The organism is Bacillus sp. MT94 (genome assembly GCF_058792475.1).
Genome location: NZ_JBXAEZ010000001.1, coordinates 607,783 through 627,240 on the forward strand (window position 1 = coordinate 607,783; position 19,458 = coordinate 627,240).

Here is a 19,458-nt window from a genome sequence, read left to right on the forward strand (position 1 = left end):
TATAAAGGAGAATGGCTGTATGGAGATCGCTAAAGGGATAGAAATGTTACAACTTGAATTTCAAGAATTTGTTATTCATCCAATTCTTTTATGGGATGATGAAATGGCAGTATTAATAGATACGGGTTTCCCAGGACAAATTGAAGATATACAAGTAGAGATGGAAAAGGTTGGGGTATCATTTGATAAGTTAAAAGTCGTGATTTTGACGCATCAGGATATTGATCATATAGGTAGTCTTCCGGAATTGTTGCAGCGCTGTCGAAGTAATATTAAAGTTTATGCGCACGAACTAGATAAGCCATATATCGAGGGGGATTTACCTTTATTGAAGGACGGAAATATAGAGAACCGACCAAAAGGAAAAGTGAGTGATACTGTGATTGACGGGCAAGAACTTCCATATTGCGGTGGAATACTAATTCTTCATACTCCAGGGCATACTCCGGGTCATATTAGTTTATATTTGAAACAAAGTAAAATTCTTGTCGCTGGAGACTCGATGTATAGTGTGAATGGAGTGTTAGGAGGAATTCATGCCCCAACAACTTTAAATATTATGGAAGCACGGCAGTCTTTGAAGAAGTATTTAAATTTACATATTGAATCTGTAGTTTGTTACCATGGGGGATTTAGTAAGCGGAATATAAAGATTCAACTTCAAAATTTGTAAAAGGTAAAGATAATAATTTTTTAATAATGGATGCTAAAGGTATATAAATAAGACACTTAAATGATAAAAGAGCATGTTTGAAAAAATTCAAACATGCTCTTTTATTAAAGCAAATCAGTTTAATATGTATGACCTAATCCGCTCCAATAAAAAGAAACGATTTCTTGTGATAATTCATCTATATTTGCAAGAATAGGATTGTGATTTTCATCTTTAAAATTCCCAATTGATAATAAAGATACGAAAGCATGAGCCGCAAATTTAGCGTTTCCTTTCGGGATTTCTCCGATGTGCATCGCATTATCGAGTGCTTTTTCTAGTACTTCATACATATTATCTTCAGCATTTTTTAATTCTTTCAATTGTTCTTCAGATAACGACAGTTTTGCATCTTTCATAAAATTTTTCATATCAATATCCATCGTTGCGTGTAAGTAAACTTTAGCGAAGTCTAATAATCTTTCTTCTAACGTTTTGTTTGTAGAGAGTATTTGAGACATATTCTCACGTATACGTACCATCATTTCGATCATAGTAGCGGTAAATAAATCGGCTTTTGTTGAATAGTAATAGTAGACAGTTGCTTTCGTAACACCACAAACTTTTGCGACCTCATCCATAGAAACGACTTGATAATTTTGTGTAAGAAATAAGCGGGTTGCTACTTCTAAAATGGTTTCTTTTGTAGATTTTGTATTTTTATTTTGACGCGGCCTTCCGAGAGGACGTTGTTTTTGTTCCAAATACATTCGCTCCTGACATTTATGATTGAGATAATTATAACATAATTTTCAATCATTCTTGATTAATTAACCGACCAGTATATATAATTAATAATGGAGAAAAAAAGGAAGGTGGGTTTTTATGAAAAAGCACCCGTTACATATGTTAGGGAGGCTTGTAGCAGGGAGAAATACGCAGTGGATCACTTTATCGGTGTGGATTCTTATTACATTATTACTTTCATTTACGTTACCACAAGTAAACAGTACGAAAGAACCGAATCCGAAAAATTTACCTGAAACAGCTATGTCACAGCAAGCGGAAGCGCTTATGAAAAAAGAGTTTCCGAATAATGCAGGGAATCCGTTGTTAGTAGTATGGTATAGAGATGGTGGATTACAGTCACAGGATTATAAACTCATACAAGATGTTTATAAGGAGTTAAAAGCTAGTCCTTTAAAAGAACAATCAACGTTACCACCATTTGATACAATCCCAGAGCAAGTATTATCAAAAAGTGCATCAAAAGATGGTACATCATTTGTTACACCGGTATTTTTTAATAAATCTGCTGGTACAGATATATTAAAAGGAAATCTTGAAGAGTTTAGAAAAATAGTGAATAGTAAGGTGGATGAAGATCCATTTAAACAAAAAATAAGTGAATCTGGTTTACATGTTCGATTATCAGGACCTGTAGGTATTCAAACGGATGCAGTTAGTTTATTTAGTCAAGCAGATGTGAAATTGTTAGTGGCTACTGTACTACTAGTGTTAGTTTTGTTAATTTTACTGTATCGTTCACCAATTTTAGCGATTTTACCTATACTTGTTGTTGGCTTTGCATACGGTATTATTAGTCCTACACTCGGTTTTTTAGCTGATCACGGATGGATTAAAGTAGATGCCCAAGCGATATCAATTATGACAGTATTATTGTTTGGCGCTGGAACGGACTATTGTCTATTTTTAATTTCGAGATATAGAGAGTACTTGTTAGAAGAAGAAAGTAAATATAAAGCATTACAACTTGCGATTAAAGCTTCTGGCGGTGCAATTATAATGAGTGCATTAACTGTTGTACTTGGATTAGGAACATTACTACTTGCTCATTATGGAGCCTTTCATCGATTTGCAGTACCATTTAGTGTTGCTGTATTTATAATGGGAATCGCTGCTTTAACGATTTTACCAGCACTATTATTAATATTCGGTAGGATTGCATTTTTCCCGTTTATACCGAGAACAACTTCAATGAATGAGGAGTTTGCAAGAAAGAAAAAGAGGGCTGTAAAAGTTGAAAAATCAAAAGGCTCCTTTAGTAAAAAACTTGGAGATATTGTAGTACGAAGACCGTGGACAATAATTATGCTAACTGTATTTGTATTAGGCGGATTGGCTTCATTCGTACCACGTATTCAATACACATATGACTTATTAGAGTCGTTTCCAAAGGATATGCCTTCTCGTGAAGGGTTTACGTTAATTAGTGATCATTTCTCAGCTGGTGAACTAGCACCAATAAAAGTTGTTGTTGATACGAAAGGCAAAGAGCTTCCTATTAAACAAGAACTAGAGAAATTTTCTTTCGTAAATACAGTGAAAGAGCCAAAAGAGGGAAAAGAAAATAAGCAAATACAAATGTATGAAGTTTCTTTAGCGGAAAATCCATACTCAATTGAAGCGTTAGATCAAATTCCTAAATTGAAAAGTAGTATAGAAAAAGTATTAAAAGATGCTGGGATTAGTAATGCTAAAGATCAATTATGGATTGGTGGGGAAACAGCTTCATTATATGATACAAAGCAAATTACGGAACGTGATGAATCAGTAATTATTCCAGTAATGATTAGCATTATCGCTTTACTATTACTTGTCTACTTACGATCGGTTGTTGCGATGATTTATTTAATTGTAACTGTCGTTTTATCATTCTTCTCAGCGTTAGGAGCAGGATGGATATTACTTCATTACGGTATGGGTGCGCCGGCCATTCAAGGTGCGATACCGTTGTACGCATTCGTATTTTTAGTTGCTTTAGGTGAAGATTATAATATCTTTATGGTTTCAGAAATATGGAAAAACAGAAAGACACAAAATCACTTGGATGCAGTAAAAAATGGTGTAATACAAACAGGTAGTGTTATTACATCGGCTGGTTTAATTTTAGCAGGAACTTTTGCAGTGTTAGGTACACTTCCAATTCAAGTATTAGTTCAATTTGGTATTGTAACTGCAATTGGCGTATTACTAGATACGTTTATCGTAAGACCGTTACTTGTACCCGCGATTACAGTAGTTTTAGGCCGATTTGCTTTTTGGCCAGGTAAACTTTCAAGAAAGAGTGAAGAAATACAAAAGGTGGATGCATAGTTAAAAAAGCCAAGGATATTTTCCTTGGCTTTTTTCAATGTAGTTAATTAATTTTTTGAAGTCAAATCATCAGCTGCAGCGTGATCAGCATCTTCAATTGTTGTTTCGGGCATTCCATATAAGCCGTTCATTGCTTGTTCTTCGATAGTAAGATTTGCAGTATTATTATTTTGAATAGATGTAGTGTTTTCAGTAACATGTTCTTTTTTATTCATATTTTTGTTATTCATGTATGTATCCTCCAAATTTCATTTGATTTATCTATAGTATGTGGATGGATTTCCAGAAATATGTGAATTGATTCTTACATATGTTATATAATTAAATGAATAATTAGGGTGAATTGTAAACTGTTAGGAGTGAACAAGTATGGTGAGAGCAAGGGAATTAGCCTTCTAAAATAAAAAGAAAATTTTAGGAGGCTATTAGAATGAAGTTTCATGTAATTGATAGAGAAGATTGGAATAGAGAGCGGTATTTTGAGCATTATTTAAAGTTGAAATGTACATTTAGTATGACTGTGAATGTTGATATCACGATGTTATTAGAGGAAGTATATCAAAAGGGAATAAAATTTTATCCCGTTTTTATATATTTAATTTCTAGAGTAGTAAATAATCATAAAAAATTTCGAACATGTTTTAACGATGAAGGAGTTTTAGGCTATTGGGAGGAAATGATACCGAGTTATACAATCTTTCATAAAGATGATAAGTCTTTTTCAAGTATATGGACGGATTATTCAAGTGATTTCCGCACTTTCTATAAAAAGTATGAAGATGATATGAGATACTATGCTAGTGTTCATGGTCTTTTCACGAAAGAAAATATTCCGCCTAATGTATTTCCGATTTCTAGCATACCTTGGACTAGTTTTACTGGATTTAATCTTAATATTAATAATGATGAAAATTTTCTATTGCCAATTATAACTTGTGGGAAATATTTTAACGAAGGAAACAAGGTTATGCTACCAGTTTCATTGCAAGTACATCATTCGGTTTGTGATGGATATGATGCGAGTAAATTTATAGAAGATTTACAGCAGTTAAGTAATACTTGCAACGAGTGGCTTAAGTAATATCTAATTTTTAATTATATAAAGTGAAACTTTAATCAGTGGGGGGGTTCAGCCCTCACCAATCGGGATTTTACGGGCAATTGATCCCCCACCTAACTTCTTTGCTTTCGCTGAATTTTGAGGTGGGGGTCTTACTGCCAGGCAAATAGCGGGATAAAATTAAAAATGAATAAAAGAAGAGAACATGTTTATATTACATGGTCTCTTTTTATTATTCATTAATACTAAGTAACTGTGGAAAATATAGGGTGATTTGTAGTTTAATAGTAAAGAGAGTGATTAGTGTTAATTTTCTTAGTTTTTAAAAAGGATATAAATGTTTTAATAGGGGGGAGTAAAGTGAAATTTGTAAGCATTGTAAAAGAGGAGATCCTAATTGGGAATATGGCAAATTTGTATTGTAAAGTATTTGAGAAAACAAATTTCAATGAAATGATCAAGCGAATGAATAGGCATATAGAATATACAGGTTTTAAAGGTATAGTAGCAATAAATGATGAAAATGAAGTAGTTGGTTTTACTTATGGTTATCGCTCAATGGAGGGACAGTACTATAATCAATTAATGAGAGAAGCGTTACATCTAGAGCAAGTAGACGAATGGTTGCAAGATTGTTTTGAATTTGTAGAGTTAGCAGTTCACCCACAATATCAAAATAAAGGTCTTGGAACGAAATTACATAATAAATTACTAGAAGGAGTTTCAAATAGAACGAGTGTTTTAACAACACAAATAAACAATGAAAAAGCACGTTCGTTATATGAAAGATTAGATTGGATAAATGTATTGGAGCCATTTCATCCAAGTAAAAATGATGTTCCATATGTAATAATGGGAAAAGCATTAAAAACAAAAGTGAATTGATAATTATGGCATTCACAAAAATTATTGGTTTGTAATAATGAAGGGGAAAACAACAATGATATCTATAGAAAAAGCTACAATTTTAGATGCTGAGAAATTAACAGAAATAATGAAAAGAACATTTGATGCAGAAGCAAAACAATGGCTATACGGCCAAGATGATGTCATTGATTATAACATTCAACCGCCAGGATATTCTTCAGTTGAAATGATGGAATATTCCATTGAAGAATTGGATTCTTTCAAAGTTGTAATGGATAAAGAAATAATCGGAGGGATAATAGTTACGATTTCTGGTAAGTCGTACGGTCGAATTGATCGTATTTTTGTAAATCCTGTTTATCAAGGAAAAGGCATTGGATCACATGTTATGAAATTAATAGAAAAGGAATATCCAAACATAAAGATTTGGGATCTCGAAACATCTAGTAGACAAATTAATAATCATCACTTTTATAAAAAGATGGGCTACCAAATGATTTTTGAATCGGAAGATGAGTATTGTTACGTGAAAAGAATAAAAACAAGCTCAAATAAAGAGAGTGTAGTTACAAATAAAGATATGAAAAATAGTCAATACGAAAACTGTAATTTAGCAAATACAGAGTATTATCAAGTGAATTTAAAAAACAGTTCATTTGTTGGTAGCAATATAATGAATACGAATATGAGTAATTGTAATGTAAGTCAATCAAAGTTTAGAAATATAAATTTTAGATGGTCATCATATGCAGATTTAAATCTTTCTGGTAGTAAATTTAATTTGGTGACTTTAGGTGGAGTGCAATTTAAAAATACAAGTCTCGGAGATGAGAAGGAACCTATTTTATTCGATAAATGTGATTTGGAAGGTAGCACCATAAGTAATAGTAATCTGAAAAATATTGAAATAGAAAATTGTGATATAGTCGGCATGAAACTAAATGGTATTCTGATCGAAAATTTGCTTAATTTATATAATAAAGTGAAAAGTTAACCATATAGATATAGTTATTATAATCTTTTTGGAAATTAAGTATTATATCGAAATAATTATGTAAAAATGACATAAAGAAATACGGACGAGAAGGTCATTCATGAACGTTTCTAGAATACACACAAATATATTGTTATTTATATGGAGGAGAGAAAGATGGAGATCAATGTTAGAGCAGTAGAAATACAAGATGCTAGAGCAATTCATCGTATATGTATGCAGGATGACGTTTTACCGTATATGGTTTTCTTACCTAGCATGCGTGTAGAAGCTATGGAAAATAGAATTCGAAATTTAGCACCAAATCAATTTGAATTTGTTGCAGAATATGATGGAGAAATTGTTGGATTTGTAGGTTTAACACAAAGTCCGGGCCGAAGATCTCATTCAGGCGATTTATTCATTGGGGTTGATAGTGAATATCATAATAAAGGAATTGGGAAAGCACTTCTTACGAAGATGCTTGATTTGGCTGATAATTGGTTAATGTTAGAGAGAGTAGAACTAGGTGTGTTAGAAACGAATCCAAAAGGAAAAGCTTTATATGAAAAATTTGGATTTGTAGAAGAGGGAGTAAAGATAGGGAATTTGAAAGCTCACGGAAAGTTTATTAATGAAATTATGATGAGTCGTTTTAGACCGGATGGTTTAATTGTACATAATTAGTAGTTAAAAGCATGACAGTATACTGTCATGCTTTTTTATTAGAATTTGGCTGTATTAAAAATAATACTAAACCAATAAAAATAACGGTAATTCCTAGTCCTTGTTGTAAAGAAATGGTCTCATGTAATATAAAGTACGCTAGTATACAAGTGCCAATTGTTTCACCTAAAATACTCATTGAAATTACAGTAGCACTTATCCATTTTAATAACCAATTAAAAATGGTTTGTCCTAAAATTGTAGCGATGAAAGCTAATCCAATAAAGCACAACCAAGTTTGTGTAGAGTAATGGATGAAAGATTCTTGTTGAGTGAAAGCAAATATGCCAAGAAAGCCAGCACTACTTCCATAACTAATTACCGAATATGGTATAAGTGACAAATCTTTACGAACGTGTTGGCTAATGAAAAAATAAGCAGTAATGATACCGGCAGCGATAAGTGCTAAAATATCTCCATATAAAGCTTCTCCACTAATTTGGAAATCTTGCCAGCCAATGATGATACTACCTGAAATAGCGATGAGGCAACCAATAACTGCTCCTTTCGTAAATCTCTCCTTAAATAAAAAATAACCACCAATCATTGAGAACAAAGGTTGTAACGTTACGATAACTGTAGAGCTTGCTACAGAAGTATATTGTAATGATTCAAACCATAGTACATAATGTGCAGCTAAAAATAGCCCAGATACGAATCCAAGTGCCCATTGTTTTTTCGTTAAAGTTTTTAGCTCATTTCGACTATTTTTATTAAATAGTAATAACGGTAACAGAATTAGTGTGGCAAAGAATAATCGGTAAAAAGCAATGATTGTCGCAGGAGCATCTGCCAATTTTACAAAAATAGCTGAAGTTGATAAGGCGAATACACCAAAAAATAAGATGCAATATGAAAGAATAGGTGATTTCAAAGTTTGTCCCTCCGATAGAATGTTTATTATAATAAACTTAATACGATATAATGTACAAAAGTAAGTATATAAGTCCCGGAGATAATAGGGAAGGGTTATTTGCCTTTGTTTAGTATGTCAGCACAAAGACAACGAAACATGCATTATGATGGACGAAAGGAAGTTTTACTGTGATACATGATAGGCTTGGACAAACGGTATTAAGTTATCGTAAGAAAAATAATATGACAATTCGTGAATTCGCTGATTATGCAGGGATTAGTACGTCGTTAATTAGCCAAATTGAAAGAGGACATGCTAATCCTTCTTTAAATGTTTTGGAATTAATTGCAAAAGCATTAAATGTACCGCTGTTTACACTTTTTATTAACGATATTGATACAGATTCACTCATTTCTAAGAAAAAAGATCGAAAAAAAGTATATCGGGAAAACAATGATCACATTGTATATGATGTATTAACACCTGATTTTATGAAAGCACGTATTGAAATGCTAATGATGGATTTAAATAAACAAGCAAACACAACAGAAAGCCATTATTCCCATGAAGATAAGGAAGAGATTGCTGTTATTATGAAAGGGGAAGTGTATGTGGAATTGGAGGGAAAAGAATATTTTTTAGAAGAAGGCGATGTTGTACGTATTCCACCGAATGTGAAGCATCGATTTTTGAATAAAAGTGATGAATCGAATCACATTTTATTTGTCCTGACACCATCTTTAGGATGAAAATATAGTGATTTTTATCCCGCATTAACAGGCAGTAAGACCTCCCTCGAAATTCAGTGAAAGCAAAGAAGTTAGGTGGGGGATTAACTGCCCGTAAATGCCTGATTGGTTCAACTAATAATCAGTGGGGGGATGAACAAAACCCCCACTGATTAAAGTTTCACTTTATTAGGGGAGATAGAAAATGGAAAACAAAAGTATTTTAAAAGGCGGCCTTTCAATTATTTCTCAATGTAAAAAAGAAACAAATGATATTTGGCATGCGCATTTTGGAGCAGCTGCAATTGCTAGTTATTTTTTTATGAAAGATAATAATATTGATGAAGAAACAGCTCGTAATATGTATTCGCAAACAAGGATGATGCTGAACAAGAAAAAAATTGGTGAGATGATTGATGATAAAAAAGAAATGAATTTTCAAATTGCGGAGAATATGATTATAAAATCTTTAGAACAAACGATTGATGAGCTTCATTGGGTGGGGCATAACGTCATTTATGCGTCATTGAGTTTATTAGCTATGAAAGAGCTACAAAAATGGGGTGATAATCAAGCAATTGAAGGGATTACTACTCTTATTTTATCATTTCGAAAAACAATTCCAGGTAGATCGTGGATTGGTTATACGACGAAAGAAGTAAAACAATTAAGTTTTGAAGATGAGATACAAAGTGAATTGAGTAATCCAACACAAGTATCTCAGTTCATTTTAAATGAGTTATCGAAATTTAATAGTATTTATCGAGCGGAATCACATCATGATTTAATTGGGCATTTGCTTACATACTCCCACGCAATTAATATAATGTACGATTTAGGACATATAGATATATTTCAACGAGGGATACGTCCGCTGTTAAAACTAGTATACGTACTAAGAGCTAGCCAAAAGCTCAAGCTGAATACGGAAATAACTTTACACTCACCTATAGATCGATTACCTTTAATTCAATCTAAACGTGCAAATATTTTACCAACTGAAAATATATTTTGGATAAAAGACTATAGTGAATTCGATTGGGATTTTGGTCATGTATTTAAATTCTCATATAGTTATTTTAATCATATACAGAGAGCTCCAAATTATAAAGATATCACATTAGAAAAATTCCGTTATGTTATTAATTCTTAATGAACGTTAATGATCTGTAAAAGGAAGTTTAATCTAGTTTCTTTTTTGTTAGTAGTATATTATTTTTTCAAATATGTAAGATTTTACATGCGTATTTTACTTTTACTAATTATGTAAGTAGGCTATACTGAAATACATACATTTTATTTTTGGAGAGATGTAAAACGACATGGAACTAGCGAAATTGGAAAAAGTAATTGAAATAAAAAAAGAAGAACTTTTATATTTAGTATCGGATTATGGAATTCAACATGAAAAAGTATTGGCATTGAGTCAAGAACTAGACAAATTAATCAATTACTTTATGTTTTTAAAATAAAGAGAACTATGACGGGGTTTGTAAATGTTATAGTTCTTTTTTATTAGGTAATTTGAAAATATATTAAAATATATTGTCTAATTTCTTACAGAATGCGCAACTTGCTAGTCGAATATAAGGACTTTTGGTTATAATAAAAAGGAATTATTAATTGTATCGGTTAGGAGCGCAGCACATATGAAAACAGTTGTTGTTATCGGTGGAGGTATAACGGGACTTTCTACTATGTTTTATTTAGAAAAATTAAAAAAGGATTATAATATCGATTTAAATTTAATTCTTATTGAGAAAGAAGAGTATTTAGGTGGTAAAATCCATAGTGTGGAAGAAAAGGATTTCATTATGGAGTCAGGGGCGGATTCAATCGTTGCTCGTAATGAACACGTTATGCCACTTGTAAAAGATTTAAATTTAGAAAATGAAATGGTATATAATGAAACGGGTATTTCTTACATATATTCTGAAAACATGTTACATCCAATTCCTTCTGATACTATATTTGGGATACCGATGAGTGCCCGGTCGTTGTTTAGCAGTACGCTAGTCTCAACGAAGGGGAAAATCGTAGCTTTAAAAGATTTCATAACGAAAAATAAAGAGTTTACGAAAGATACATCACTTGCTCTATTTTTAGAAAGCTTTTTAGGGAAAGAGTTAGTGGAAAGACAAATTGCTCCTGTGCTTTCAGGCGTATATTCTGGTAAATTGAATGAGCTTACAATGGCATCTACATTACCGTATTTACTGGATTATAAAAATAAGTATGGAAGTATTATTAAAGGTTTTGAAGAGAATAAAAAACAATTTCAATCAGCAGGAAATAAAAAATTCGTATCATTTAAAGGTGGACTATCTACGATAATTAATCGCTTAGAAGAAGTGCTGACTGAAACTGTCGTAAAAAAAGGTGCTATAACGACGGCTGTAAGTAAACAAGAAGATCGATATGAGATTTCTTTTGCAAATCATGAAACAATACAAGCAGATTATGTTGTTTTAGCAGCTCCACATGATATAGCGCAAACTTTATTACAGTCTAATGAGTTAAATGAGCAGTTTAATACATTTAAAAACTCATCTCTTATTAGTATTTATTTAGGATTTGACATACTAGATGAACAACTACCAGCTGACGGTACGGGGTTTATTGTAACGGAAAACAGTGATTTACATTGTGATGCTTGTACATGGACAAGTCGAAAGTGGAAACATACATCGGGTAAACAAAAATTATTAGTTAGAATGTTTTATAAGAGTACCAATCCGGTATATGAAACAATCAAGGATTACAGTGAAGAAGAATTAGTACGAGTAGCTTTATATGATATTGAAAAGAGTCTCGGAATTAAAGGTGAACCAGAAGTAGTTGAAGTTACAAATTGGAAAGATTTAATGCCGAAATATCATTTAGAACATAATCAAGCGGTTCAAGCATTGCAAGAAAAAATGACAAATCTTTATCCAAATGTATATTTAGCTGGTGCCTCATATTACGGTGTTGGAATTGGTGCGTGTATTGGAAATGGAAAGAATATTGCCAATGAAATAATGGCTACATTAAATAAATAATACTGTAGAATAAATAAAAACTGTTCCTTCAGCAAAATGAAGGAACAGTTTTTATTTATTTTATTTGAATGGAAATTTTATTGTTTTTTACATTGTTTTCTTTTATTGTTAATGTTATTTCTCCAGATTCTTTAAATGAATACGGTGATAGTTGATAAATATCTTTTATATCATGTTTTTCTTGTAATTTACTTATCGGTATTAATACGATATTTGGCTTCCATGTTTCTTGTTTTCCTGAAGGATATTCTATAAGTATTACCGGATTTTTTAACTGCATTTTTTTCCAAGAGACGAAATATAGTTGAACTTCTGTATCTTTTTTTAATAATTCTTCGGAGAAATAACCGAATTCGCCTACATTACCGAAAACAGTGTAGTTTTGATTTTTTAATTTAATATCTAAATAACTAGGTTGATATGTTACTGCATGATAAGTTCCATATGAAAGTGAGAGTATGGCAGCGATTAAAATACCGATTGAAAATGTCTTAAAGCTATTGCCTTTAAAGTTAGTCATCATGAAAGAGTTTGGTGTGAATTTTTTTGCGAATAAAAAAATAAGTAATATGAGTAAGAGGGATAAGCCGATGAATATATACATAGGAAATTTACACCTCCACAATAAAATAATATATTAACTATATTTTACCATAAATGTATGGGGTAGGGTGGTTGTTTGGAAGGAGAAAATGAAGAAACAATTTTTTTACAGTTCTTGATAATTTGAAATTCGATTTATGGAAATTATAGCGTAATGTTTGAGTAGTAATCAGAAGGTATCCAATTCGTGTATATAGAATAAAGAGGGAATGCGTCATTAGAAATGTTTGATTTATGGAACAATAAGGACTTTAGTAATTATAAATATTTTTTCTGATATAATGAATGAGTAGAGAGAAAGGAGTGATCCTATGGCATTTCCTATATTAGAAACAGAACGCTTACGTTTAGTTGAAATAGAACAATCTTATTGTCAAAAAATATATGAAATCTTTTCATTGGATGAAGTAACGTGTTATTACGGTATGAATTCTTTTACGGAGTTTGGACAAGCTTCACGTATGATCGAATCTTTTTCGAAAAATTACTTTGAGAAAAAGGCAATACGATGGGGAATTGTGTTAAAAGAAACGAACGTTTTAATAGGAACAATTGGACTAAACAATTTACAATTATGGAGTAAACGATCTGAGATTGGATATGACCTGCATCCTCGTTATTGGGGAAATGGTTATGCGTCAGAAGCGGCTCGAGAAATTATTGATTATGGGTTTAAAGATTTGGGTTTGTTTAGAATTGGAGCTATTACATATCCTGAAAATGTTACTTCTTGTAGAATGTTATCTAAAATCGGCTTTCAAAAAGAAGGTCTATTGCGCGGATATATTCATCAAGGAAATAAGCAACACGATGCATTATTGTATTCTATAGTGCGAACTGATATTGAGGACATAAATTTATAATAAAAAAAACCTCTTAATTAAAAGAGGTTTTTTTTATTATAAATTAACCTAATTTAGGTAATAAACGTTCTCCGCTTTTCATGCTACTTTTACATAAAGGGCATTTAGGCTCTTCTTCAAATGAAAAGTTCTTTCTCATCCATCCTAAACAATCCTCTGATTCACATTCCCAAACAGGGGTTTGTTCTGGTGGTACTTCTGCTACATCGTTCTTTCGATTGCGATACATGTAACCACTCCTTTTATGTAAAAAATTTTAGTTATATATTAAAAAGGTTGTTAACCTTGCTGGTAACAACCTTTTTATTGTTTGAATTATAGCTTTACAACGTTTTTAGCTTGAGGTCCGCGGTTACCTTCTTCAACTTCGAAGCTAACTTCTTGACCTTCGTCAAGAGACTTGAAGCCGTCGCCAGTGATAGCTGAGAAGTGAACGAATACGTCGTTACCGTCTGCAACTTCGATGAAACCGAAACCTTTTTCGCTGTTAAACCATTTTACTTTACCTGTTAATGTCATGGTAATGCCTCCTAAAAGTAGAAAAATTACAATATGATCGGCCTTATTTGAATGAAAATAAAAGTTCACATATTATCAAAAACCCATAAGGAGTACAAAATGTCCCTGATTGATACTTGATAATATGCAAAGAAAATATAGTGTTAAATTGACCTTAATTACTATCTTACAACAAATGGTGGGAAATAGCAAGTGCTGGTAATACCACTGACTAATCTGGGTGATAATAGTAAAGGCACAAAGGCATCTCTTTTATTTATATATTATTCCTAATTTGAATTTATTCCAAACAAAAATCATTTATATGAAAAAATAAGTTTAAATAAAAGGCTAAATATTATTTTAATATTGCTGATGAGTACCATAATTAGGAGGATAGAATATTGCAAAATAAACAATTTAAAATAATTGAAGCAGCAAAAGAAGGAAGAAGAAAATTTCATCCTGTTTTTGCTGTCATACTCGCGATTATATTTTTAACTTTAGGTGAATTATTTATGTTGTTTATGCTGATTTTACCGAAAGCAGAAACAACTTTTATGAAGGCGATTTATAGCGACATTGAGATGATATTAACGTTTGGCGGCGCAATATTTTTTGTGTTTTTATGGATTAGATTTGTAGAGAAAAGATCATTTTCATCCATTGGTTTTTGGGGGAATCAATGGATAAGAAAATATTTGAGAGGTGCATTAATAGGATTTGTTTTCATTTCAATACCAGTAATTTTACTCCTATTAGCAGGAGTTGTAACATTACAAATACAAAAAATTACAGTAACCGCTATATTGGGTATTGTAGGTTCTTTAGTCGCATTTTTAATACAAGGGGCAACAGAAGAAATTATTGTACGAGGTTGGTTATTCCCGGTTCTTTCTGTTAGAAGTCGTATATGGGTTGGGATTGTTGTGACGTCTTTCTTATTTGGTTTTCTTCATTTACTTAATCCAGGTATTATAATTCTTTCAATATCGAATATAATATTAGTTGGTGTATTTGCAGCTTTTTACGTTTTAAAAGACAGTAGTCTGTGGGGGATTTGCGCATGGCATTCCATTTGGAATTGGGCACAATATAACGTCTACGGTTTTGCAGTTAGCGGGATGACCATATATTCAACGCCGTTATTTAAACCTGCAACAAATGGCCCCGTATTCCTTCATGGAGGCACGTTTGGAATTGAAGGTAGTATCATTACAACAATCATGCTCGCTATTGCTTCAATTGTTTTATGGAGAAAGTTATGGGGAAGAAAAGTGAAACAACGAAATTTTAGTTAATGAAAGAGGGAGAAACTATGGGGATAATAGCATTTGAGGGAGCAAGCGCTGTTGGTAAAAGTACCACGTGCCGTGAATTAGAAAAGAATTATGGTGCTTATATAATACCTGAAGTGAATTCTTTATTTGAAAGGCCAAAAAATGAACATAGAACATGGTATTTTGAAAAACAAGTTGAGCGCTGGAATATAGCTGTTCAGAAGTCAGAGCAATATGAATTAGTAATACTCGATGGTGATATATTTCAGCCACTTAGTTATAATTGGTGTTTTCATTTTGATATATTTAATCAGCCATTATCTTTAATAGAAAATTTTTATAAAGAAAAGATGTTAAATAGGGAAATTGGTTTTCCGGATCAATATTTTTATTTATATACGAACGATGAAGAACTTAGAAAGCGGAAAGTATATGATGAAACGAAAAGAAGGAGAAACTTTGAAAAACATTTACATATATCAAAATCGTTTCAGCGTTATTATGAAAATTTAAATACTGTTACAGATGGGTATTGTAAATTAATTGAGGCGAAAAGTGTAAGAAATAATGAATTAGAAATAGTGAGAAACTCAAAAAATTTGAACGTGTGTGAAGAAAGACGTTTTGATGTTTCGAGGTTAGATGCTATTACGAAGTGGTTAAAAGAAAATCGTGCATAAAGTAAAAACAACGAGTGTTGTAGAACGCGCTCGTTGTTTTTTTTGCTTTTTTATAAATATAAAGGAAAAATTTGTAGAATACTTTCAATATTTAACAGAATAATCTTTCAATTTTAAAGAAAAAGAAATACAATATGAGAAAGTATATATAAATAATATGATAGGGGATGGGATGCGATATTTTAAATGAAGTAACAGTTTTTATATAAAAAATAATTAGGTAGTCAGAACAGAGATATTTGGGAGGAAACAAGCGCGATGAAAATACTATTTAAAATAATCGGTATTCTAGCTGGTATGGCGGTAATCGGAGTAGGTTTAACATATGGTATGCTGCATTATTTAAATAATAGTAAACCAGCTGCGAAAAAGGCATCACCAGCTGCTCCAGCAGTAGAAGTACTAGCTGATAGTAACGTAAAAGCAGAAGATGCAAAGCTTTTAGAAAATGGCAATTATTCATTGCCGAATAGTGGTTTTAATAAAAATTTTAAATGGACAGATGAGAACATACAGACAGCATTACATGAAATGGCACATCAAAAAGCGAAAGCTGATCAAAAGTGGGGTTATATTTTTATTACACAAGAGCGGATTGAAAGCTTAATTGATATTGTAAAGAGTAATGATCTTGTACAGGGAAGTACATATGTAGAAATTTTAGAACGATGGAAACAAGGGAAATATGAAAAGGTTGATGGGGATCACAATAAGATTTGGAAATTACAAAGTGGGAATTTAGGAGAAGGAAAAGGAGTAATGTCGGAAGCTGAGCAAAAAGAATTAATTAATCAAGTGTTTATGAACAAAGGTACATATTCAGGGAGTAAATTAATTGCAGGTGGCGGACAGACTAATAAATAATATACTAATTAATGTAAGAGAGTAATTGCTTATTAGGCAATTACTCTTTTTATATGTACTTCTTAATATCTTAATCTCGTTCAAGTAAGGAAAGAAACGACTGTAACACCGGGGAAATCCATCTGGATTTATGATAGATTACATGACTTTGAATAACGGATGGAGTTTCGATAGGCTGAAAACATAGTTGTTCTTTTTGACAACTTTCCTGTACAACGATATAAGGAAGAATTGAAATGCCTAACTCACACATGACGGATTGTTTAATGACTTCAACATTGGAAGTTTCAAATGTTTTAGCTGGAATATTTCCGCTTTGACGTAAAAAACGATCTACCATTGTCCTATAGCCGCAACTTTGTTCTGTAAAAATGAACTGAGTTTCCTGTAATAACTGGAATGGATTTGTATGTGCAGCGGAATAAGGTGGTAAAATCCATCCAAATGTTTCATTACTAAAAGTACGCGTAATAAAATCATTATGTTCTATACTTTCTCCAATTATGAAGACAACGTCTGTTTCTCCTTCACGTAATTTTTGTAATGCTTGTTCATTTGTGTTTGTTTCAAGTACGATATTTACTTTCGGATTTTTCTGTTTGTAAGTACGTAATAATTGTGGTAATCGGTATACCGCTAATGATTCATTAGATGTAATACTTAATGTACCTTCTAAATAATCTGTATTTTGGGGGATTTCTTGCGCTTTTTCATATATTGAAAGTAATTCTAATGCATAAGGATGAAATTGATGACCTGCTTTTGTAAGTGGCACTTTTTTCCCTAACCGATCGAAAAGAGGAATATGTAAATCGTTCTCTAAAGCTTTCATATGTGCTGTAACAGTAGATTGCGCATAACCTAGCGCGTGCGCAGCTTTAGAAAAATTACCATACTTCACAATGGCGCAAAATGTTTTAACATGTCTCATTTCCATAAGCGATCCCTCTTTTATTATCATGATTTGTGAATGATTATATCATGTATTTTAATTTTCCAAATGATTAAATTCTGTATAAAATGAAATTGTAGAAATATTCATTCAGGTGATATTGGAGGAGAAAAGATGATCAAAAAGGGCTATCATGTAGCTGTTGTTGGGGCTACAGGTGCGGTAGGGCAAAAAATTATTGAACTGTTAGAGAATGAAATGAAGTTTAATATAGTTGAAGTTACATTGCTTTCGTCAAAACGATCCGCTGGTAAGAAAGTAAGATTCAAAGGACGAGAGATAATTATACAAGAGGCAAAAACAACTAGCTTTGAAGGTGTAGATATTGCCTTTTTTAGCGCTGGGGGAGAAGTATCTAGACAATTTGTAACTCATGCAGTTTCTAGTGGTGCGATTGTAATTGATAACACAAGTGAGTACCGAATGGCACAAGGTGTACCGCTCGTTGTTCCGGAAGTGAATGCGCACACTTTAAAACAGCATAAAGGTATCATTGCAGTTCCAAATTGTTCAGCATTACAGATGGTAACAGCACTTCAGCCGATTCGAAAATCATTTGGTTTAGAAAGAATTATCGTTTCAACATATCAAGCTGTATCGGGTTCTGGCATTCATGCGATTCATGAATTACAAGAGCAGGCTAAGTCTATACTTGCAGGTGAAGAAGTGAAGAGTGATATATTACCGGTGAAAAAAGATAAAAAACATTATCCAATAGCATTTAATGTACTGCCTCAAGTAGATATATTTACAGACAATGATTTTACTTTTGAAGAAGTCAAAATGATTCAAGAAACGAAGAAAATATTAGAAGATGAAAACTTGAAAATGGCAGCTACTTGTGTACGTGTTCCAGTTGTATCGGGGCATTCAGAATCGGTTTATATAGAACTGGAAAAAGAAGCAAGCGTTGCGGAAATCAAGGGAATACTAATGGATGCACCAGGTGTTATTTTGCAGGATAACCCTAGTGAACAGCTGTATCCAATGCCATTATATGCAGAAGGGAAAATAGATACATTTGTCGGAAGAATACGTAAAGATCCTGATACGCCAAACGGATTCCACCTCTGGATTGTTTCCGATAACCTATTAAAAGGTGCGGCTTGGAATTCAGTTCAAATCGCAGAGACTTTAGTGGAAAAGGGGATACTTTAATATAGTTTAAAAAACTGGGGAATCGTTAATGACTCCCCAGTTTGTATTTCATAATTGTTTTCTTTATTTCGGCCGACTTTAATTAAAATTAGTCGTTATTGAATTTTTATAAATATCTACTTTATGTGCAGTGAAGCGTAAGGTTTTGGATTCTGCATGAATTGTAAGATTAATAATAATCGATAACGGCATTTCGACCGTTTTCACAATATCTTCTATAGCAATATACTCATTTTTTGCTTCCTTATAATAAACAACAGAACGAATTACGGCCTCGTCACCTTCAATATCAATTTCACACATCATAGGGAATTTTTTACCATTATGTAAGAATAATTCGCCTAGTACGATTGAACCGTTTAATTCTTCTGTAAAATTAGTAGTTGCCGCTGGTTTTACCCATGTTTCGTCATGTTCTTCGTTTTCCTCTTCATCTATTGCCCATTCCCAAATGGGGTTTTGTTTTAGGTCCTCAATAGTTAATTTATCAATTGGTTTGCAACTACTCATACATAAATTCTCCTTTTATTTTGATAAATA

23 protein-coding genes are annotated in these 19,458 nt (G+C 32.3%); 15 read left to right on the forward strand and 8 right to left on the reverse strand.

Annotated elements, in window-relative coordinates:
• Positions 1 to 19: 19 nt before the first annotated feature.
• Positions 20 to 673: an MBL fold metallo-hydrolase gene (locus AC1Q51_RS02975; protein WP_492331359.1), complete on the forward strand. Its 654-nt coding sequence runs from the start codon at positions 20 to 22 to the stop codon at positions 671 to 673.
• A 119-nt stretch (positions 674 to 792) separates the two neighbouring features.
• Here the strand turns inward: AC1Q51_RS02975 and AC1Q51_RS02980 are convergent, their stop codons facing one another.
• Positions 793 to 1,416, reverse strand: a complete 624-nt coding sequence (locus AC1Q51_RS02980) for a TetR/AcrR family transcriptional regulator (protein WP_000436024.1) — start codon at positions 1,414 to 1,416, stop codon at positions 793 to 795.
• 121 nt (positions 1,417 to 1,537) lie between these two features.
• Here AC1Q51_RS02980 and AC1Q51_RS02985 point away from each other — a divergent pair, with 121 nt between their 5' ends.
• Positions 1,538 to 3,769, forward strand: a complete 2,232-nt coding sequence (locus AC1Q51_RS02985; protein WP_071730178.1) for an MMPL family transporter — start codon at positions 1,538 to 1,540, stop codon at positions 3,767 to 3,769.
• Positions 3,770 to 3,816: 47 nt separating this feature from the next.
• Here the strand turns inward: AC1Q51_RS02985 and AC1Q51_RS02990 are convergent, their stop codons facing one another.
• Positions 3,817 to 3,999: a DUF4021 domain-containing protein gene (locus tag AC1Q51_RS02990; RefSeq protein ID WP_053564536.1), complete on the reverse strand. Its 183-nt coding sequence runs from the start codon at positions 3,997 to 3,999 to the stop codon at positions 3,817 to 3,819.
• Between the two features lie 200 nt (positions 4,000 to 4,199).
• On the opposite strand from AC1Q51_RS02990, the gene catA reads away from it, so the two are divergent.
• The 4 genes from catA (at position 4,200) to AC1Q51_RS03010 (ending at position 7,356) form a co-directional block, all read left to right on the forward strand.
• Complete coding sequence (catA, locus tag AC1Q51_RS02995) at positions 4,200 to 4,850, forward strand: type A chloramphenicol O-acetyltransferase (RefSeq protein WP_000668543.1); 651 nt, start codon at positions 4,200 to 4,202, stop codon at positions 4,848 to 4,850.
• Positions 4,851 to 5,189: 339 nt separating this feature from the next.
• A complete protein-coding gene (locus AC1Q51_RS03000) occupies positions 5,190 to 5,714 on the forward strand; it encodes a GNAT family N-acetyltransferase (RefSeq protein WP_090976521.1) in 525 nt (174 codons plus the stop codon).
• Positions 5,715 to 5,751: 37 nt separating this feature from the next.
• Positions 5,752 to 6,690: a GNAT family N-acetyltransferase gene (locus AC1Q51_RS03005; protein ID WP_025118050.1), complete on the forward strand. Its 939-nt coding sequence runs from the start codon at positions 5,752 to 5,754 to the stop codon at positions 6,688 to 6,690.
• 156 nt (positions 6,691 to 6,846) lie between these two features.
• On the forward strand, positions 6,847 to 7,356 hold the full coding sequence (locus AC1Q51_RS03010; RefSeq protein WP_090976523.1) for a GNAT family N-acetyltransferase: 510 nt from the start codon (positions 6,847 to 6,849) through the stop codon (positions 7,354 to 7,356).
• Between the two features lie 25 nt (positions 7,357 to 7,381).
• Here the strand turns inward: AC1Q51_RS03010 and AC1Q51_RS03015 are convergent, their stop codons facing one another.
• Positions 7,382 to 8,269 (reverse strand): DMT family transporter, encoded by an 888-nt coding sequence (locus AC1Q51_RS03015; RefSeq protein WP_000841797.1) that lies wholly within the window; start codon positions 8,267 to 8,269, stop codon positions 7,382 to 7,384.
• 170 nt (positions 8,270 to 8,439) lie between these two features.
• Between AC1Q51_RS03015 and AC1Q51_RS03020 the strand changes: the two genes are divergently transcribed.
• The 4 genes from AC1Q51_RS03020 to AC1Q51_RS03035 all read left to right on the forward strand — a co-directional run bounded on the left by AC1Q51_RS03020 (position 8,440) and on the right by AC1Q51_RS03035 (position 12,020).
• The gene (locus AC1Q51_RS03020) at positions 8,440 to 9,000 is read left to right on the forward strand and encodes a helix-turn-helix domain-containing protein (RefSeq protein ID WP_000581029.1); all 561 of its coding nucleotides are present in this window, start codon (positions 8,440 to 8,442) and stop codon (positions 8,998 to 9,000) included.
• A gap of 184 nt (positions 9,001 to 9,184) precedes the next feature.
• The gene (locus tag AC1Q51_RS03025) at positions 9,185 to 10,132 is read left to right on the forward strand and encodes a hypothetical protein (protein ID WP_098284431.1); all 948 of its coding nucleotides are present in this window, start codon (positions 9,185 to 9,187) and stop codon (positions 10,130 to 10,132) included.
• A gap of 169 nt (positions 10,133 to 10,301) precedes the next feature.
• Positions 10,302 to 10,451 (forward strand): aspartyl-phosphate phosphatase Spo0E family protein, encoded by a 150-nt coding sequence (locus AC1Q51_RS03030; RefSeq protein ID WP_000417698.1) that lies wholly within the window; start codon positions 10,302 to 10,304, stop codon positions 10,449 to 10,451.
• Positions 10,452 to 10,628: 177 nt separating this feature from the next.
• Entirely contained in the window at positions 10,629 to 12,020 is a 1,392-nt protein-coding gene (locus AC1Q51_RS03035) for a protoporphyrinogen oxidase (protein WP_061661081.1), read from the forward strand.
• 55 nt (positions 12,021 to 12,075) lie between these two features.
• On the opposite strand, the gene AC1Q51_RS03040 is transcribed toward AC1Q51_RS03035, so the two are convergent.
• Positions 12,076 to 12,624, reverse strand: a complete 549-nt coding sequence (locus AC1Q51_RS03040; RefSeq protein WP_000275232.1) for a hypothetical protein — start codon at positions 12,622 to 12,624, stop codon at positions 12,076 to 12,078.
• A 310-nt stretch (positions 12,625 to 12,934) separates the two neighbouring features.
• On the opposite strand from AC1Q51_RS03040, the gene AC1Q51_RS03045 reads away from it, so the two are divergent.
• Entirely contained in the window at positions 12,935 to 13,486 is a 552-nt protein-coding gene (locus AC1Q51_RS03045) for a GNAT family N-acetyltransferase (protein ID WP_000885398.1), read from the forward strand.
• Between the two features lie 43 nt (positions 13,487 to 13,529).
• Here AC1Q51_RS03045 and AC1Q51_RS03050 read toward each other — a convergent pair whose 3' ends face one another.
• Positions 13,530 to 13,715: a cold-shock protein gene (locus AC1Q51_RS03050; RefSeq protein WP_000286203.1), complete on the reverse strand. Its 186-nt coding sequence runs from the start codon at positions 13,713 to 13,715 to the stop codon at positions 13,530 to 13,532.
• An 86-nt stretch (positions 13,716 to 13,801) separates the two neighbouring features.
• Positions 13,802 to 14,005: a cold-shock protein CspD gene (gene cspD, locus AC1Q51_RS03055; protein ID WP_000176366.1), complete on the reverse strand. Its 204-nt coding sequence runs from the start codon at positions 14,003 to 14,005 to the stop codon at positions 13,802 to 13,804.
• Between the two features lie 383 nt (positions 14,006 to 14,388).
• On the opposite strand from cspD, the gene AC1Q51_RS03060 reads away from it, so the two are divergent.
• The 3 genes from AC1Q51_RS03060 to AC1Q51_RS03070 all read left to right on the forward strand — a co-directional run bounded on the left by AC1Q51_RS03060 (position 14,389) and on the right by AC1Q51_RS03070 (position 16,808).
• Positions 14,389 to 15,285: a CPBP family intramembrane glutamic endopeptidase gene (locus AC1Q51_RS03060; protein WP_492331360.1), complete on the forward strand. Its 897-nt coding sequence runs from the start codon at positions 14,389 to 14,391 to the stop codon at positions 15,283 to 15,285.
• Entirely contained in the window at positions 15,285 to 15,944 is a 660-nt protein-coding gene (locus AC1Q51_RS03065) for a DEAD/DEAH box helicase family protein (RefSeq protein WP_139213228.1), read from the forward strand. Before AC1Q51_RS03060 ends, AC1Q51_RS03065 begins: the two co-directional genes overlap by 1 nt.
• A 258-nt stretch (positions 15,945 to 16,202) precedes the next feature.
• Positions 16,203 to 16,808 carry a PRK06770 family protein gene (locus AC1Q51_RS03070; protein ID WP_492331361.1) on the forward strand — a complete coding sequence of 202 codons (606 nt, stop codon included), beginning with the start codon at positions 16,203 to 16,205 and terminating at the stop codon, positions 16,806 to 16,808.
• A gap of 70 nt (positions 16,809 to 16,878) precedes the next feature.
• Here the strand turns inward: AC1Q51_RS03070 and AC1Q51_RS03075 are convergent, their stop codons facing one another.
• Positions 16,879 to 17,745 (reverse strand): LysR family transcriptional regulator, encoded by an 867-nt coding sequence (locus AC1Q51_RS03075; protein WP_492331362.1) that lies wholly within the window; start codon positions 17,743 to 17,745, stop codon positions 16,879 to 16,881.
• Between the two features lie 129 nt (positions 17,746 to 17,874).
• Here AC1Q51_RS03075 and AC1Q51_RS03080 point away from each other — a divergent pair, with 129 nt between their 5' ends.
• Positions 17,875 to 18,918, forward strand: a complete 1,044-nt coding sequence (locus tag AC1Q51_RS03080) for an aspartate-semialdehyde dehydrogenase (RefSeq protein WP_000591708.1) — start codon at positions 17,875 to 17,877, stop codon at positions 18,916 to 18,918.
• Positions 18,919 to 18,996: 78 nt separating this feature from the next.
• Here AC1Q51_RS03080 and AC1Q51_RS03085 read toward each other — a convergent pair whose 3' ends face one another.
• Positions 18,997 to 19,428 (reverse strand): hypothetical protein, encoded by a 432-nt coding sequence (locus tag AC1Q51_RS03085; protein WP_090976537.1) that lies wholly within the window; start codon positions 19,426 to 19,428, stop codon positions 18,997 to 18,999.
• Positions 19,429 to 19,458 lie beyond the last annotated feature (30 nt).

Coding starts and splice junctions, on each gene's coding strand:
- AC1Q51_RS02975 (WP_492331359.1), top strand. CDS start 20: ATGGAGATCGCTAAAGGGATAGAAATGTTACAACTTGAATTTCAAGAA.
- AC1Q51_RS02985 (WP_071730178.1), top strand. CDS start 1,538: ATGAAAAAGCACCCGTTACATATGTTAGGGAGGCTTGTAGCAGGGAGA.
- AC1Q51_RS02990 (WP_053564536.1), bottom strand. CDS start 3,999: ATGAATAACAAAAATATGAATAAAAAAGAACATGTTACTGAAAACACT.
- catA (WP_000668543.1), top strand. CDS start 4,200: ATGAAGTTTCATGTAATTGATAGAGAAGATTGGAATAGAGAGCGGTAT.
- AC1Q51_RS03005 (WP_025118050.1), top strand. CDS start 5,752: ATGAAGGGGAAAACAACAATGATATCTATAGAAAAAGCTACAATTTTA.
- AC1Q51_RS03010 (WP_090976523.1), top strand. CDS start 6,847: ATGGAGATCAATGTTAGAGCAGTAGAAATACAAGATGCTAGAGCAATT.
- AC1Q51_RS03025 (WP_098284431.1), top strand. CDS start 9,185: ATGGAAAACAAAAGTATTTTAAAAGGCGGCCTTTCAATTATTTCTCAA.
- AC1Q51_RS03030 (WP_000417698.1), top strand. CDS start 10,302: ATGGAACTAGCGAAATTGGAAAAAGTAATTGAAATAAAAAAAGAAGAA.
- AC1Q51_RS03035 (WP_061661081.1), top strand. CDS start 10,629: ATGAAAACAGTTGTTGTTATCGGTGGAGGTATAACGGGACTTTCTACT.
- AC1Q51_RS03040 (WP_000275232.1), bottom strand. CDS start 12,624: ATGTATATATTCATCGGCTTATCCCTCTTACTCATATTACTTATTTTT.
- AC1Q51_RS03045 (WP_000885398.1), top strand. CDS start 12,935: ATGGCATTTCCTATATTAGAAACAGAACGCTTACGTTTAGTTGAAATA.
- AC1Q51_RS03050 (WP_000286203.1), bottom strand. CDS start 13,715: ATGTATCGCAATCGAAAGAACGATGTAGCAGAAGTACCACCAGAACAA.
- cspD (WP_000176366.1), bottom strand. CDS start 14,005: ATGACATTAACAGGTAAAGTAAAATGGTTTAACAGCGAAAAAGGTTTC.
- AC1Q51_RS03065 (WP_139213228.1), top strand. CDS start 15,285: ATGAAAGAGGGAGAAACTATGGGGATAATAGCATTTGAGGGAGCAAGC.
- AC1Q51_RS03070 (WP_492331361.1), top strand. CDS start 16,203: ATGAAAATACTATTTAAAATAATCGGTATTCTAGCTGGTATGGCGGTA.
- AC1Q51_RS03075 (WP_492331362.1), bottom strand. CDS start 17,745: ATGGAAATGAGACATGTTAAAACATTTTGCGCCATTGTGAAGTATGGT.
- AC1Q51_RS03080 (WP_000591708.1), top strand. CDS start 17,875: ATGATCAAAAAGGGCTATCATGTAGCTGTTGTTGGGGCTACAGGTGCG.
- AC1Q51_RS03085 (WP_090976537.1), bottom strand. CDS start 19,428: ATGAGTAGTTGCAAACCAATTGATAAATTAACTATTGAGGACCTAAAA.